Consider the following 14,772-nt stretch of genomic DNA (forward strand, 5'->3'; position numbering starts at 1 on the left):
GATTTCCTGTAAAATGGAAATCCATGGACATCAATCTTCTCATTGCCCGCCGCGTGCGGGAACTGCGCGACGCCCACGGCCTGTCTCTCGACGCGCTGGCGTCGCGCAGTGGCGTCAGCCGTTCCAACATCTCCCTGATTGAACGTGGCGAAAGCAGCCCGACCGCTGCCGTGCTGGATAAACTCGCCAGCGCGCTCGGCGTGGCGCTGGCCGCGCTGTTCGAAGATAAAAGCGCTGAAGCCGAACCGTCGCCGGTCATGCGCGCGGCAGAGCAGCCGGTATGGACCGATCCCGGCTCCGGCTACATGCGCCGCAGCCTGTCGCCGTCCGCGCCATCACCACTGCAACTGGTGGACGTGGCGTTCCCCGCCGGCCAGCGCGTCGCCTATGACAGCGTGCCGCACAACGCCGACATTCACCAGCAGATCTGGATGATCGAAGGCGCGATGGAAATCGGCGTCGGCGAGCAGCAATGGCGGCTGGAGGCCGGCGACACGCTGGCGATGCGCCTGGACCGTCACATCGTCTACCACAATCCCACCCGCAAGCAGGCGCGTTATCTGGTCGCGCTGACCAGTCAACCGGCCAACAGGAGAAGCCAATGAATGTAAGCACGCCAGCCGTCATGAGCTCCGGACGCGCCGACGAGGCAAGCGCGCCGACGATCGCTGTCCGCCGTATCAGCGCTGACGAAGCGCACACGCGCGCCGACGCGCTGGCCGAAGCGCTGGCCGACGTTCTGCTCGACTGCGTGGAAGGCGGCGCATCGGTCAGCTTCATGCTGCCACTGCCGCGCGCGAAGGCGCTGGATTTCTGGCGCGGCGTGCTGCACGGCGCGGCGCGCAAGGAGCGCGTGCTGCTGGTGGCGGAAACGGCAGCGGGCCGCATCATCGGCACCGTCCAGCTCATCACCGCGCAGCCGGACAACCAGCCGCACCGCGCCGACGTCGCCAAGATGCTGGTCCACCGCGATGCACGCCGCCGTGGCGTGGCCGCGCAGCTGATGGCCGCCGTCCACCAGACCGCGCGCCAAGAAGGCAAGACCGTGCTGGTGCTGGACACCGTCACCGGTGGCGACGCCGAGCGCCTCTACCAGCGCGCCGGATGGCAGACCGTCGGCACGGTGCCAAACTTCGCGCTGATGCCGGATGGCGCCTTATGCGGCACCACCTTCTTCCACAAGCAGCTTTAAAAGTCGGTCTCGCCCTCGATCACTACCGGATAACCGCTGATCGCGCGCGAGGTCTGCATGCCGGCCATCACCGCCGCCTCCACGCAGCCCGCATTGATGCCGGTCTTGATCCAGTCGCCCGTCAGGAACAGGTTGGAAAAGCCCGATTGATCGGTGCGCAGACGATACCGGGTGCTGTTCACCACCGACATCACATAGCGCTCGGACGGATCGACGTTGGCGCGCCAGTACTGCGCATCGAAACGCTGCACGCCGGTGGCCTCGCTGCCGTCCACCAGCCATTGCCAGGGGAACGCGCCTGCCGGACCGGCGGCCGACCACAGCGACGCGATCTCCTTGCTCAACTGGTGAATCGCCCCCTCTTTCGCCACCTGCGCCATCCGCTGCGGGAAACCGTGGTCGCTCACCGGCGGATAGCTCTCCACCGGCAGCGCGCTGCAGAAGTAGGACACATTGCGCGGGTCCAGCGGCGCCGGCCAATCCTCGCGCACCAGCAGCTGATCCATCGGCGCCCAGGTGTCGAACGGTTCGGTGAAGCCGCTGAGCACCGGCTGCGGCCCTTTCGGCTGATTCGCCCAGCCCATTTGCGCCAAGTCCCTGTCCAGCCAGACCTGATAGGCCTGCGTCGCCACCGTCTGCACCTTCTCGGACGTGGCCAGCAGCGCCGGGCTTTGCGCCAGCAACTGCGGGCACAGCACCGGCAGGGAGCCGATCGAAATGCCGAACACCACCTGGTCGAAATCGACGCCGCGCTTCAGCGTGACCGCCGGCAGCTCCTTGCCGAAGGCGTCGCGATACACCTGCGGCCAATCGGTCCAATGCGATTCCAGGTTGATGCCCTGCTCCTGCAACAGCGCGGCCTGTGCCGGATCGATCTGGCCGTACAGCGGCTCGCTCGGCCAGCAATCCAGGCCTTTCACCGGCACCAGCGGATCGTAGGCGTCGCCGGCCAGCTGCACCTGTTGCGTCATGCGGATGCTGCCGATCTGCGCGCCGTCCGGCACCAGCTCCTCGACCTTGTGGAAGAACTGGAACTTGACGCCGCGATTCAACAGCGCCTGATACATTGGCGTGAAGATGGTGTCGCCCATCCCGGCCTGCATCTTGAACATGATGCCGCCCTTGTAGGCCAGGCCGATACGCGCCATCGCGCGCAGCATGGTGCCGGCTTCCGCGTTCGGCTTGTCGAACGCGCCGCCCTCGTAGGCGAAGATCAGGTCATAGAAACCGCGCACCGGCGCCGACTGCACGCATAGCTGCTCGTCACCACCATGCTTGCGCAGCCAGTCGCGGAAGTCGATATCGTTGATGACGTCGAAGCCATGCCTGATCACGCCATCCTCAAACACGCCCTTCATCACCGTGATGCCGAGATCGAGGCAGATGAACAGGCGGCGGATATCGTCCACCACGTCGCCGTCGGCGTTGGCGATCAACTTGCCGTAGCGCGCATGCAGCTTGCCGCGCACCCCGGCCATGGCGCCGGCCAGCGCCAGGTGCTGGCCCTCGCTGGCGTCTTCCGCCATGTTGAACACCATGCCGGACAAGGCGCCGGCCAGCAGCGACACGTCATCCAGCAATTCGTGCGCCGATGACGTCACGCCTTCGGCCAGATGGTATAACCAGTCAGGAATGACGCCGGTGTGGTGCGGGTGCGGCGGCAGCTCCATCTCCCTTGTGAGATTATCCAGGCTGCGTATCCACTGCTCGATCCAGCCGACCATGGCCACGGCCATCTGCCACAGCGTGATTTTCTGATCGCCCTCGCCCGGCTCGCCCGGCAGCGTCGGAAAGACGATGGACCAGTTGCGCCACTGGCCGCCGACGCTCTCGGACAAGGCCACGTAGTCCTGCTGCTTGAAGGCGTCGCGCCAGGTGGCGAGCGGCGCGCCGGGCGGCCGCTCCAGGCTTGCGTAAGCGGCTTTGATCATCTTGAACGCATTCGAATAGAAACCGAACCAGATGTGCAGACCATGCTCCTCGATGCGCTGGCCATATTGGGCATTGCGGCCGCTGGCGCCCTTGCCGCCCAGCCGCCAGCCTTGCTGGTAGACCGTGATGTCGTAGTTGTTCTGCCAGCCCGGCTGCTCGGTGAGGTAATAGGCCGTGGTCATGGCGCTGACGCCGCCGCCCAGGATCGCGACCTTCTGCGGTGCGATCGATGAATTGTCCACCAACTCCTCGCCCGGCTGCGCGGTGAAGTCGAAGTTCAGGTAGTACGGCAGGATGGCCTGCTGTGCACCGAGTTGCAGGCCAAGCGTCTCGTTGAGCGGGAAGCTGTCGAAGGCGTGCAGCACGGCTTGGTATTCGTAGCCCAGCACTTTGCCGCTGTGGATTTTCTCGATCGTGGCCGGCGCGGCAAGGATGGCCTGGTACACCGCCTTCAGCCCCGCGCTGTCCGGGAACTGCTTGAGGAAGATCTGATCGATACGCGGATTGCGCAGCAGCGAAATGATGTCCTCCCAACCGGCGACGTCCATGTTGAAGAAATCCGGAATCGACAGGAACAGCTCGATCGCCTGCTCGATCAGCTCCAGCAGGCTGCTGACTTCCTTCTCGCCGTCCGTCTGCCGCGTGGCGGTCACCTCCAGCAGCGGATGCATGGCGATCTTCGTCTCCGGCGAGAACGGATGGAAGCCCTTGGCCGACAGCGCGCAGCGCTGCGCGTCGATCTCGTATTCGCACAAATACTTGGGATAGCCGAACAGCTCACGGCCGTTAATCAGCGCCATCGCGTCATCGACGAAGATGTGCGCCGGATAGTAGTAGATGTGCGCCAGCTTGCCGTCGTCGTCCATGGCGCCGACCATGATCCAGGTGACGATATCGATCTCCGTGATCCAGCCCTTCGCGTGATCGACCGGCGCCGCCGAATCGGCATGGTTCACCTGCGTGAAGGTGATCAGCACATATGGCGAAATCGCCTTGAACGTCATGCGCTGGCCGGCCACCGCGTTCAGCGTGCCGTCCAGCGTGGACTGCAGTTTCGCCAGGTCGCCCTTGACGAAAAAGCCGTACATCTCGGAGTTTTTCAACTGCAGCGGTGAATGCATCATCACCGAGCCGCCCTGGTAAATATACGAAGGTCTGGTCGCCATGGCATGGAAGGAAGAGTTAAACCGATGCCACAAGTGTATTTCAAATTCAGCACAGTTGCCAAAAATAAATCCACGGATGAGCGTGTAAAATGACGCCATGGGCAGAGAACAACATGAACAACGCGCGTGGGTGCGCATGCCGTCCGGACGCCGCCTGGACCTGCTCGATCCCACACCTTTCGACTGGGACGACAGCGACCTTGCGCTGGGCCTGGCGCGCACCTACCGCTGGGGCGGACATTCGGCGTGGCCGTTGCCGCTGTCGGTGGCGCAGCATTCGCTGACGGTGATGCACGTGCGCGCGGCCGCATGTACCGCCATGGGCCTGACGCTGCCGCCGGTGTCGGCGCTGCGCGAGCTGCTGCATGACGCGGAGGAAGGCCTGCTCGGCTTCGACTGCATCTCGCCGCTCAAGCCCTTCCTCGGCGACGCGTTCAAGACCCTGTCACAGAAACTGGAAGCGGCCGTGTTTCTTCGTTACGGCCTGCCCGGCTGGACGCCGAAGGAGCACGCCGCCCACAAGCTGGCCGACCGCCTGGCCGCCGCCAGCGAAGCGGTGCACATCGCCGGCTGGTCCGCAAAAGAAGTACAGCAGACGCTGAAGATCGCCGTGCCGCCGCTGCACGACGACCCGCTGCAAGCCATCTACGGCGGCATCGCCTGGGAACCCTGGCCGCCCGCCCTCGCCGCCGAGCGCTTCCTCGCCGAACTGGACCGCCTGAAGGCAAACAGCGATTGATGCGAGCGCTTCCATACTTCTGAAGGATGTACTCGCCTATACCAATGTATAGCTATACGGCCCGGCCAAGGTTGACGAAAATGACTTCATCAACCTTACCTGGAGCCAGACCATGAATACCGCTTCCGTCGTTATCGCCGATGTCCACCCGCTGATCCGCGCCGGCATGGCTGCCATGATTGAATCCGATGGCAAATTCACGTTGCTGGGCCAGGCCTGCAACGGCAGCCAGGCGCTGGAGATGTGCGAACGCCTGCAGCCGGACCTGGTGCTGATGGACATGAACATGCCGGACTGCGACGGCGTCGAAGCCATCGGCCGCATCCGCGCCCGCCGCCCGGACGCCAAGGTCATCGTCCTCAGCGGCCATGACGGCGAGGAAGACGCCGACCGCAGCATGCGCGCCGGCGCCCACGCCTACATGCTGAAAAGCGCCGCGCTGGCCGACCTGATGACCTGCATCCACGCTGTTTTGCAAGGCAAGAAATTCATGATGCCGGAACTGGCCGTCAGGCTGGCCAGCCGCATCCACGCCAACCAGCTGACACCGCGCGAGCGCGACATCCTGATCCACCTGGCCACCGGCATGAGCAACAAGGTCATCGCGCGCGCCGCCGGCATCGGCGTCGGCACGGTCAAGTTCCACGTCAAGAGCATCATGGCCAAACTCAACGTCTGCACCCGCACCGAGGCCGCCATGGTGGCCGCCAAACGCGGCCTGGTCCACCTGAACTGACCTTTAGCCGAGTAGCAGCGGCAACGCGCAGGGGCTAGTATTGCCGCTTTACCGCCTCATACTGGAGTTACCATGTTTGCATTCCCGCGCCGCCTGCTGGCCGCCCTCCTGCTGGCCTGCGCCAGCCTCGCCCAAGCGGCCGCGCCGATGGCGACTGCGCAGGCGCCCGGCTATTACCGCATCATGCTGGGCGATTTCCAGATCACCGCGTTGTCCGACGGCACGCATCCGTTCCCGGTCGATACGGTGATGACCAATATCACGCAGCCGCAAGCCATCCAGGATCTGGCCGATGTCGACCTCAAGCTGCCGGTGCAGGGCTCGATCAATGCCTTCCTGATCAATACCGGCAGCAAGCTGATCCTGGTGGACGCCGGCGCCGGCGCGCTGTACGGCCCGTGCTGCGGCAAGCTGATGGCGCATCTGCGCGCCGCCGGCTATCAGCCGGAGCAGGTCGATGAGGTGCTGCTGACCCACCTGCACAAGGACCACGCGGGCGGCATCATGCAGAACAACGCCGCCGCCTTCCCCAACGCCGTGCTGCGCCTGTCGCAGGCGGAAGCCGATTACTGGCTGACGCCGGCCAACAAGGCCAAGGCGCCGGAGTTCCTGTCGACCTTCTTCGACGCCGCGCAAGCCGCCGTGGCGCCGTACCAGGCCGCCGGCCGCTACCAGCCGTACAAGGATTTCGGGCCGCTGGAACCGGGCATCGAAGCGCTGCCGGCGCCCGGCCACACGCCGGGCCACGCCGCCTACCTGGTGCAAAGCAAGTCGCAGCAGCTGCTGATCTGGGGCGACATCGTCCACGTGGCCGGCATCCAGTTCCCGCATCCGAGCGCCACCCTCAAGTACGACAGCAGCGAACCCGACGCGCAGGGCACCCGCGCCAGGCTGCTGGAGCTGGTCACCGGCAAGCAGCTGATGATCGGCGCGGCCCACATCGCCTTCCCGGGCCTGGGCCATGTGCGCCTGCACAAGGGCGAATACGAATGGCTGCCGCTCAATTATGACGAGACACCGGCAAACCAGCGATAAGCCGGTTAGCGGCGACTAACCCTATCGGGTGTGTCGCTTCTTACAAATCTGCCGTATTTCGCCAAATCGCCCCATGCTGCATCATCTGTGCTGAAGTCAACCACCGGATATGCAGCATGGCAAGCATCAAGCCCACTCCCGACCTGCGACCCGCGCGTCTGAACGCCCTCGGCGAATTTGCCGCCTCCATCGCGCATGAAGTCAAGCAGCCGCTGGCCGCCATCACGCTCAACGCGCGCGCCGGCCTGCAATGGCTGGACCAGGACCCGCCACGCCTGGAAGAAGCCCGCGCCGCCCTGCGCATCGTACTGGAAGCAAGCATGGCCGCAACCGGCATGGTGCGCAGCCTGCACGGCATGGCCTGCCAGACCGCGCCGCAACGCGCCACCTTCGTCGTCAACGACGTGGTGCGCGACGTGCTGCAACTGCTGCGCGCCGAGCTGCGCCTGCAATGCATCGGCGTCACCGAAGACTACGGCCCGGACTACCAGCTCAACGCCGACCGGGTGCAGCTGATGCAAGTCATCATGAACCTGGTCCTGAACGCCATCGAGGCGCTGAAGGACATCCACGACCGGCCGCGCACGCTGGCCCTGCGCACCGCGATCGACGGCGGCGCGCTGTGCGTCAGCGTGGCCGACAACGGCGCCGGCATTCCGGCGGCGCTGGCCGAACGCATCTTCGATCCCCTGTTTTCCACCAAGCCGGGCGGCACCGGCATGGGCCTGGCCATTTGCCGCAGCATTGCCCAGGCCCACGGCGGCTGCCTCCGGAGCGGCGACGCCCGGCCGCACGGCGCCGTTTTTCACCTCAGCTTCAAGGAGTACACCTTATGGACCCCATCTCGATCCTGATCGCGGACGATCACCCCCTGATACTGGCAGGCCTGAGCGCGCTGATCAGCGCCATGCCCGAGTTCCACCTGGCGGCGCAGGCCACCGACGGCCAGCAGGCGGTCGACCTGTATCGCCAGCACCGCCCGGACGTGGTCATCATGGACCTCAGCATGCCGCGCCTGAACGGCGTCGAGGCCATCGAGCAGATCCGCGCCTGGGACGCCAGCGCCAGCATCGTCATCCTCACCACCTACCAGGGCGATGAAGACGTCTACCGCGGCCTGCGCGCCGGCGCCAAGGCCTATCTGCTGAAAGACGCCGACACCGGCCAGCTGGTCGATTGCCTGCGCACCGTTGCCAGCGGCCAGCAATTCCTGCCGGCCGAAGTGGCCAGCAAGCTGGCCGAACGCAAGGGCACCAGCCAGCTGTCGCGGCGCGAACTGGAAATCCTCGCCCATCTCGCCACCGGCAAGAGCAACAAGATGATCGCGCGCAGCGCCGACATCGAGGTCGGCACCGTCAAATTCCACGTCAACAATATTTTGGCCAAGCTCAACGTGGCAAGCCGCACCGAAGCCGCCACAGTGGCGGCCCGGCGCGGCTTGCTCAGCGTCTTCTAGATTACTTGGCAGGAACGGCCGGCAGGATCTTGTGGACGCTGCTGGTGCGTTCCGGCGCCTTGTGCACCATGGTGTAGGCGTAGTCCACGCCCATGCCGTAGGCGCCCGAGTGTTCCTTGGCGATGGCCATCACGCCATCATAGGTCTCGCGGCGGGCCCAGTCGCGCTGCCATTCCAGCATGACTTGCTGCCAGGTCACCGGCACCACGCCGGCCTGGATCATGCGCGCCATGGCCTGGTCGTGCGCTTCTTTCGAGGTGCCGCCGGAAGCGTCGGACACCATGTAGATTTCGTAGTCGCCTTCCAGCATCGCGCACAGGGCGAAGGTGGTGTTGCAGACTTCGGTCCACAGGCCGGCCACGACGACTTTTTTCTTGCCATTGGCTTTCAGTGCGTCGCGCACTTTCTGGTCGTCCCACGAATTCATCGACGAACGTTCCAGGATTTCCTTGTCCGGGAAGACGTCCAGCAGTTCCGGGTAGGTGTGGCCCGAGAAGGCTTCGGTTTCCACGGTGGTGATGGTGGTCGGGATGTTGAACACCTTGGCCGCCTTGGCCAGCGCAACGGTATTGTTTTTCAGCACCTGGCGGTCGATCGACTGGACGCCGAAGGCCATTTGCGGCTGGTGATCGATGAAGATCAGCTGGCTGTTTTGCGGGGTCAGGACTTCTAGTTTGGGATTGCTCATGATGGGTTCCAAGTGGTGTAAAAAGGAACCTTCATCTTAGGGTTTGGCGGCCACCAGCACCACTCATCTAAATATAGGCTTTGCCCGGTCCCCGGCTCTGTTAAGCTGTCGCTTACGATTGACTATGGACTTGCCATGAACGAACAACTTACCGCCCTCACGCGCGGCCTGCGCGACCTGCACAAGCAGCTGATCAATCTGGAGACCCAGTACTTCGGCGCGGTCGGCAGTCCGCTCGAGCATTTGCAGCTGATCACCAACCACCCGCATTTCGCCTGGCTGCAAAAATTGTCCGGCCTGATGACGCAGATCGACGAGCGGCTTGACGACAAGGAGCCGGTCACGGTGGAGGAAGCCAAGGCGTTCCGCCAGTCGCTGGAAATGCTGATCGGCCCGTGCGAGGAAGGCGACCAGGAGTTCCGCACCAAGTACAACGCGCTGCTGCACGACGGCCCGGAACTGGTGATGGCCCACGGCAACGTGCGCCAGTTGCTGGCGAAGATCTAGGCCGCTTCGGCGCCGGCTCATTTGAACCAGGGTATATACCGTTTCCAGCGCGCCTGGCCGGCGTAGGCGCACGCCGCCGGCACCACCAGCCGCATGCAGGTGCCGCCGCTGGCGCGGTTCTCCAGCGTCGCCTGGCTGCCGATGCGGCCGGCGCGCTCGAACAGGCCGGTCAGGCCCCAGCGCCCGGAACTGCCGTGCCGCGCCACCTCCGGATCGATGCCCTTGCCGTCGTCCAGCACCTGCACGATGAACTGGGCGGCGCCGTACTCAAGCTCCACCTGCACCGACGCCGCATCCGCATGGCGGAAGGCGTTGATCAGCGCCTCGCGGGCGATGCTGTAGACTTCGCACGCCACCTGTTCGTCCAGCGCACGCGGCTTGCCCTGCGTGCGCAGGCTGAACACGGCGCGATGGCTTTCCTCCAGCACCTCGCCCACCAGCATCAGGCCGCGCGCCAGGTCGCCGTCGCCCATGGCGCCGGAACGCAGATCCTGCAATTCGTCGCGCCCCTCTTCCATCACCTTGTCCGCCATCAGCAGCACGCGTTCGATCTTGCGCCGCGCCGGCGAGTCGGGCGCCAGGCCACCCAGCGCCGACTGGAAGCTCAGCGTCAGGCCGTGCACGCTTTGCAGGAAGCTGTCGTGCAGCGCGCGGGCGATGCGCTCGCGCTCGGCCGTGCGGGTGGCCAGGCGCAGCGTCGCCTGGTTCAGCCATACGCGGTACAGCAGATACGCCGCGCCGGCCAGCACCGCGATGCACAGCAGATAGAACAGCGGCGTCTGCCGGAAGGTCGGCAGGATGCGCACCGCGATCACGGCTGCCTGGTCGTTCCACTGGCCGAACTGGTTCACCGCCGCCACGCGGAAACGGTAATCGCCCGGCCCCAGGTTGGTATAGGAAACGGCGCGGCGCGCGCCGGCATCTTGCCAGTCCGTATCGACGCCTTCCAGCTGGTAGCGGAAGCGCAGGCCTTCGGGCATGGTGTAGCTGAGCGCCGTGTATTCGATGCGCAGCGAGGTGGTGCCGGGCGCCAGCAGCACCGGCTGGTCCAGCGCCAGGTAGCGCTTGCCCTGCGCCACCAGCGTTTCGATCTTGACCTGTGGCGGATGCGGCAAGGGGTAGGCGCGCGTGCTGTCGAGCCGGGCGATGCCGTTGGTGCCGGCAAACCATAGCTGCCCCTCGGCATCGGCCACCGCGCTCGGCACATGGTTGGTGATGGAGGCAAAGCCCGGATAACCGTCCAGCGCGCCGTACAGCGCATACTTGAGGGGCAGTTCCGGATTGTCCAGCGCGCTCCGCCAGTCGACGGCGCGCACGTGCACCACGCCCTTGCTGCCGTTGAACCAGCGGTCGCCATTGGCCGAGATCGCCATGCCCGACACGCGCGCCAGCACATCCGGGTCCTGGGCATGGAGCCGGCGGAACTGCCCGCCCTGCAACACCACCACGCCGGCATTGCCGCCCACCACCACTTCCGGACCGCCACGCACGAAGGTGATGGCGCCGATGTCGCCTTCCTCATGCGGCGCATAGCGGGTGATGCGGCCCTGGTCGTAGTACAGCAGCGTGCCGTCGTTATAACCGAACCACATGGCGCCCGGCGCGCCCGGCGCGGCATACGCCACCACGGTCGGTATGCCGAGCTCGGCCTGCGACATCCAGCGGCCGTCCTGCCAGCGGAACAGTCCGCGCCGCGTCACGGACAGCCACAGGCCCTTGCCGTCGTCCACCATGCGCACGGCATTGACGACGCCGTGCTCTTCGAGGCCGGGCGGATAGGCAATGCGCTCGACCGTCTTGCCGTGACGGCGTTCGATGTCGTGCGGCCCGGCCTTGAGCAGGCCGCCGTCGGCGCTGTTGGCCAGCGCGCCGAACTCCGTTTCCGTGCCGCGCTCCAGCAGCTCGGTCGAGCCGTCGGCGTTCAGCCGCCACAATTCATTGTTGGGCCTGGCCAGCACCAGCACCCGCCCCGCCTCGTCGCGGGCAAAGGTGAAGAAGCGCTCGCCCCCGGACAGCTTCACCTGGAACAGGCGGTTCTGGCGGAAACGTTCGACGCCGGCCTGGGTGCCGACCCAGATGCTGCCGTCGCGGTCTTCAAACAGCACGTTGCCGGTCAGGTTGCTGACCTGCCAGGCCTGATCGAGCCGGCTGTCCGGCTTGCCGGTGGGCGTGAACACGCCGCCGGGCTGGCGGCCGACGCCGTCGGTGCGGCAGACGCCGGGACAGTTGAGCGCCCAGTAATTGCCGTCGCGGTCGAACAGGCCGTCCTCCTGCCCTTCGCCCAGCGCCATCCACTGCGGACGCGGCAGTTGCTGTCCCGGCTGCTGGGCCGGCACCGGCGTCAGCTTGTCGTGCGAGTCGAGCCACAGGCGGCCGTCCGGCGACGCGCTCAGATTGGTGGTGTTGTAACCGCGGAGCACCGAACGGAAACGCTGCGCGCCATGCGCCAGCACCATCAACTGGTCGCCGGCCGCCAGCCAGATTTGCCGGTACTGGTCGATCAGGATGTTGGAGACCCGGCCGCGCGGCAAGCCCATCGCGGCGCCGACATTGCGCCATTCCCCCTGTTTCAGTTGCAGCAGGCCGCCGTTGGTGGCGGCCCACACCACGCCGTCGTCATCGGCGATGACATTGATCACGCCGGGAATCAGGTCGCGGCCGATATGCGAGGGGTAATGCGTGAGGCGGCCCTTGCTCAGCCGGCTGACGCCGCCAAAGATGTAGCCGATCAGCAGGTCGCCGTTGCGCAGCGCCTTCAGCGCCGTGATGGGCCTGGCGGGCATCGCCGCGCCGGGCAGCGTTTCGAAGCGCTGGAAACGGAAGCCGTCAAAGCGGTACAGGCCGGTGCTGCTGCCGATCCACAGCCAGCCGTCGGCGGTTTGCGCCATGGCGGCGATTTCCCCTGGCGCGCCGTCCTTGCCGGTCCAGATGTCATGATGGTAATCGCTGAGTGCAACCTTGCTGTCCAGTGCCCAGGCGCGCGGCGCGATGCAGGCCAACACCAGCAACAACAGGATTATGCGGCGACTCACGGGAGGTAACAATCAGGTCATTAATGAGTCTGTATCATAGACTAAAAAGCAAAAATATAAAAACCTATCAGTTTGATAGATACAATAAAATTTACCAATCGTCGTGCAGCCGCTAATCTGGTCACACGTTCCACAGATTAAGAGAGCACCATCATGACCATCAAAGCCCGCCTTCACTCCCTGCCACTGCCTGTCAGCGCCATCGCCCTGCTGGCCGCCATCGTATTGGGCAGCCTCGACTACCAGGCCGCCGGCTGGCTGCTGTTCGGCATCGGCGTTCTGACCTGGGCCCGTTTCGACGCCCGGCAGCTGCTCAAGGCCGACCGCAACGGCCTGTCGCCGGCGCTCGCGCTGCTGGCCTACACCGCGGTGGCCGGCGACCAGGCCAACGCCGCCGTGACCTTCGCGCTGGCCTTGCATGCGCTGGTGGTTTTCCTTATCCTGATCAGCCGCCATCTCTCCGAAGATGTAGCGCAAGCATTTTCTCAGCAAAAAGGCATAAGCCAGCGTATTTAAAGTGGTTTTTTCAGATATCCACACCAACTGTGGATAAGGGTGTGAATAACCGCCACTTGACAGCCGAGAACGCCTTTAACGACGGGCTTTTCAACAAAATGCCTAATCCACAGGCAGAATTTTTCCTTCATAAAATCAAAGACTTAGGAAATGTTAAAAGTCGGCGCACGCGATTTTTCCGCCATCTTGAAAAAATAATTTTTGTGCATAAGTGGGAAGCAGGACACCGTTGTTGCGCAGCACTGGGAATCCTTTGACAAAAGTGCTGGCGAGGAATAGTGTCACTCTGGAGTTCGGCCAGTTCGACTTACCATGGGAACCTGCATGAATCAGAACGACGACGATACCGATTGGATGATAGAAGACGAGGCGCAGCCCAACAGCCAGCCGCGCCAGGGCGGCGCCAATGCAGCCCCGGCGCCGCCGCCATGGCGGGTGCTGATCGTGGATGATGATGTGGATGTCCACGTGGTCACCAAATTCTCGCTGAGCAACGCCTGCTTCCAGGGCCGCCGGCTCAGCTTCCTGCATGCCTACAGCGGCGAGGAAGCCCTCAACGTGCTGCGCAACACGCCGGACATCGCGCTGGTGTTGCTGGACGTCATCATGGAAACCAGCGACGCCGGCCTGCACGTGGCGCGCCAGATCCGCGACAGCCTGCACAACAACCTGGTGCGCATCGTGCTGCGCACCGGCCAGCCGGGCCAGGCGCTGGAACACAGCATCATCCTCGATTACGACATCAACGATTTCTGGTGCAAGACCGACCTGACCACGCGCAAGCTGTTCACCACCGTGATTTCCTCGCTGCGCGCGTATGCCGGGCTGGAGGAGGCGCATCGCCGCAGCGTCGCCCTGCAAAACGAGCTGGACCAGGCGCGCAAGCTGCTGGCGGCCGTCGACCAGCACGCCGTGATCGCCACGCTCGATGCGCGCGGCCACATCGTCACCGTCAACGACAAGTTCTGCACCGTGTTCCAGTACAGCCGCGAGGAACTGCAGGGAGCCGACGCGCGCCTGCTGCATGCCCCGCCCTATCCGCAGGACCAGCTGGCCGATGCGCTGCAGGCGTTGAAAGATGGGGAGGCATGGACTGACGTCATCACCACCTGGCGCCGCGACGGCCAGGAAGTCCGCCTGCGCGTCACCGCCACCGGCGACGATGGCGGCGCCATCATCATCGGCAGCGTGTTGCAGGCGCTCAAGATTCCGCTTTAAGTTTCGCTTAAGTTACGGAAACATAAGCCTTTTTCCGGATATCCACAAATCCTGTGCATAACTATGTGGATAGCCCCCCATTGACAACGGATACAGCCTGTAACGGCGCGGTTTTCTACAAACTGCACATCCAACAGGCAAAACCAATATCCTTAAAAATCAATGACTTACATTATCACGGATTGTAACGCAAAAAGTTTTCAAAAAAATTCTTGCCAACATGATTTGTGTATAAGTAAACGTGGGGGCGGTATATCAGTGGGCGGCTTTTCGCCGCTGATCGGGATGCAATAGCACCCGTTCAATCACCTTGGGATCGACGTTATGCGATTTCAGGTATTCGATCGCACACACGGTGTTGAAACTGGACTGCACCAGGATGCCGCGGTTGACCACCGCGCTGCACTCCTCGTCGTGGCGGGGCTGGAATAAGGTGACCGGCGGGGCGAATTCCAGGCTCTGGACTAGCGAGACGTTCATCATGATCCTTCGTGAAAGTGAGGGGCTGCCACCCCGATCGTCGATGCGCTCAGGGAGTATGGCCGACACTCGGAC

15 protein-coding genes are annotated in these 14,772 nt (G+C 64.2%); 11 read left to right on the forward strand and 4 right to left on the reverse strand.

Annotated features, from left to right (window positions below; all coding sequences use genetic code 11):
• Positions 1–23: 23 nt before the first annotated feature.
• Together GJ695_RS05055 and GJ695_RS05060 are read left to right on the forward strand one after the other, a co-directional pair.
• Positions 24–605, forward strand: coding sequence for a helix-turn-helix domain-containing protein (locus GJ695_RS05055; RefSeq protein WP_154362519.1), 582 nt, complete (start codon positions 24–26; stop codon positions 603–605).
• Entirely contained in the window at positions 602–1,192 is a 591-nt protein-coding gene (locus GJ695_RS05060; protein ID WP_154362522.1) for a GNAT family N-acetyltransferase, read from the forward strand. The genes GJ695_RS05055 and GJ695_RS05060 overlap by 4 nt, the downstream gene beginning before the upstream one ends.
• On the opposite strand, the gene GJ695_RS05065 is transcribed toward GJ695_RS05060, so the two are convergent.
• On the reverse strand, positions 1,189–4,290 hold the full coding sequence (locus tag GJ695_RS05065; protein WP_154362524.1) for an NAD(P)-binding protein: 3,102 nt from the start codon (positions 4,288–4,290) through the stop codon (positions 1,189–1,191). The genes GJ695_RS05060 and GJ695_RS05065 overlap by 4 nt on opposite strands.
• Positions 4,291–4,387: 97 nt before the next feature.
• Here GJ695_RS05065 and GJ695_RS05070 point away from each other — a divergent pair, with 97 nt between their 5' ends.
• The 5 genes from GJ695_RS05070 to GJ695_RS05090 all read left to right on the forward strand — a co-directional run bounded on the left by GJ695_RS05070 (position 4,388) and on the right by GJ695_RS05090 (position 8,256).
• Positions 4,388–5,029 (forward strand): phosphohydrolase, encoded by a 642-nt coding sequence (locus GJ695_RS05070; RefSeq protein ID WP_166455172.1) that lies wholly within the window; start codon positions 4,388–4,390, stop codon positions 5,027–5,029.
• Positions 5,030–5,141: 112 nt separating this feature from the next.
• Positions 5,142–5,765, forward strand: a complete 624-nt coding sequence (locus tag GJ695_RS05075; RefSeq protein ID WP_154362526.1) for a response regulator — start codon at positions 5,142–5,144, stop codon at positions 5,763–5,765.
• A 72-nt stretch (positions 5,766–5,837) separates the two neighbouring features.
• Positions 5,838–6,800, forward strand: coding sequence for an MBL fold metallo-hydrolase (locus GJ695_RS05080; RefSeq protein ID WP_154362528.1), 963 nt, complete (start codon positions 5,838–5,840; stop codon positions 6,798–6,800).
• Between the two features lie 116 nt (positions 6,801–6,916).
• The gene (locus GJ695_RS05085) at positions 6,917–7,654 is read left to right on the forward strand and encodes a sensor histidine kinase (protein ID WP_154362530.1); all 738 of its coding nucleotides are present in this window, start codon (positions 6,917–6,919) and stop codon (positions 7,652–7,654) included.
• On the forward strand, positions 7,633–8,256 hold the full coding sequence (locus GJ695_RS05090; RefSeq protein WP_154362533.1) for a response regulator: 624 nt from the start codon (positions 7,633–7,635) through the stop codon (positions 8,254–8,256). Before GJ695_RS05085 ends, GJ695_RS05090 begins: the two co-directional genes overlap by 22 nt.
• A gap of 1 nt (position 8,257) precedes the next feature.
• Here GJ695_RS05090 and GJ695_RS05095 read toward each other — a convergent pair whose 3' ends face one another.
• Positions 8,258–8,944 carry a hydrolase gene (locus GJ695_RS05095; RefSeq protein WP_154362535.1) on the reverse strand — a complete coding sequence of 229 codons (687 nt, stop codon included), beginning with the start codon at positions 8,942–8,944 and terminating at the stop codon, positions 8,258–8,260.
• Positions 8,945–9,079: 135 nt separating this feature from the next.
• On the opposite strand from GJ695_RS05095, the gene GJ695_RS05100 reads away from it, so the two are divergent.
• On the forward strand, positions 9,080–9,451 hold the full coding sequence (locus GJ695_RS05100; RefSeq protein ID WP_154362537.1) for a hypothetical protein: 372 nt from the start codon (positions 9,080–9,082) through the stop codon (positions 9,449–9,451).
• Positions 9,452–9,468: 17 nt separating this feature from the next.
• Here GJ695_RS05100 and GJ695_RS30445 read toward each other — a convergent pair whose 3' ends face one another.
• Complete coding sequence (locus GJ695_RS30445) at positions 9,469–12,483, reverse strand: sensor histidine kinase (RefSeq protein WP_154362539.1); 3,015 nt, start codon at positions 12,481–12,483, stop codon at positions 9,469–9,471.
• 153 nt (positions 12,484–12,636) lie between these two features.
• Here GJ695_RS30445 and GJ695_RS05110 point away from each other — a divergent pair, with 153 nt between their 5' ends.
• From GJ695_RS05110 to GJ695_RS05115, 3 genes are all read left to right on the forward strand, one after another.
• Positions 12,637–12,999 (forward strand): hypothetical protein, encoded by a 363-nt coding sequence (locus GJ695_RS05110; protein ID WP_154362541.1) that lies wholly within the window; start codon positions 12,637–12,639, stop codon positions 12,997–12,999.
• A gap of 41 nt (positions 13,000–13,040) precedes the next feature.
• Positions 13,041–13,256 carry a hypothetical protein gene (locus GJ695_RS29565; RefSeq protein WP_166455391.1) on the forward strand — a complete coding sequence of 72 codons (216 nt, stop codon included), beginning with the start codon at positions 13,041–13,043 and terminating at the stop codon, positions 13,254–13,256.
• Positions 13,257–13,323: 67 nt separating this feature from the next.
• Positions 13,324–14,217: a PAS domain-containing protein gene (locus tag GJ695_RS05115; RefSeq protein ID WP_154362543.1), complete on the forward strand. Its 894-nt coding sequence runs from the start codon at positions 13,324–13,326 to the stop codon at positions 14,215–14,217.
• A 255-nt stretch (positions 14,218–14,472) separates the two neighbouring features.
• Here the strand turns inward: GJ695_RS05115 and GJ695_RS05120 are convergent, their stop codons facing one another.
• Positions 14,473–14,700 (reverse strand): hypothetical protein, encoded by a 228-nt coding sequence (locus GJ695_RS05120; RefSeq protein ID WP_229260472.1) that lies wholly within the window; start codon positions 14,698–14,700, stop codon positions 14,473–14,475.
• Positions 14,701–14,772: the final 72 nt, after the last annotated feature.

Source organism: Duganella alba (genome assembly GCF_009674495.1).
GTDB classification, from domain to species: Bacteria; Pseudomonadota; Gammaproteobacteria; order Burkholderiales; family Burkholderiaceae_D; genus Rugamonas; species Rugamonas alba.

Coding starts and splice junctions, on each gene's coding strand:
- GJ695_RS05055 (WP_154362519.1), top strand. CDS start 24: ATGGACATCAATCTTCTCATTGCCCGCCGCGTGCGGGAACTGCGCGAC.
- GJ695_RS05060 (WP_154362522.1), top strand. CDS start 602: ATGAATGTAAGCACGCCAGCCGTCATGAGCTCCGGACGCGCCGACGAG.
- GJ695_RS05065 (WP_154362524.1), bottom strand. CDS start 4,290: ATGGCGACCAGACCTTCGTATATTTACCAGGGCGGCTCGGTGATGATG.
- GJ695_RS05070 (WP_166455172.1), top strand. CDS start 4,388: ATGGGCAGAGAACAACATGAACAACGCGCGTGGGTGCGCATGCCGTCC.
- GJ695_RS05075 (WP_154362526.1), top strand. CDS start 5,142: ATGAATACCGCTTCCGTCGTTATCGCCGATGTCCACCCGCTGATCCGC.
- GJ695_RS05080 (WP_154362528.1), top strand. CDS start 5,838: ATGTTTGCATTCCCGCGCCGCCTGCTGGCCGCCCTCCTGCTGGCCTGC.
- GJ695_RS05085 (WP_154362530.1), top strand. CDS start 6,917: ATGGCAAGCATCAAGCCCACTCCCGACCTGCGACCCGCGCGTCTGAAC.
- GJ695_RS05090 (WP_154362533.1), top strand. CDS start 7,633: ATGGACCCCATCTCGATCCTGATCGCGGACGATCACCCCCTGATACTG.
- GJ695_RS05095 (WP_154362535.1), bottom strand. CDS start 8,944: ATGAGCAATCCCAAACTAGAAGTCCTGACCCCGCAAAACAGCCAGCTG.
- GJ695_RS05100 (WP_154362537.1), top strand. CDS start 9,080: ATGAACGAACAACTTACCGCCCTCACGCGCGGCCTGCGCGACCTGCAC.
- GJ695_RS05110 (WP_154362541.1), top strand. CDS start 12,637: ATGACCATCAAAGCCCGCCTTCACTCCCTGCCACTGCCTGTCAGCGCC.
- GJ695_RS05115 (WP_154362543.1), top strand. CDS start 13,324: ATGAATCAGAACGACGACGATACCGATTGGATGATAGAAGACGAGGCG.
- GJ695_RS05120 (WP_229260472.1), bottom strand. CDS start 14,700: ATGATGAACGTCTCGCTAGTCCAGAGCCTGGAATTCGCCCCGCCGGTC.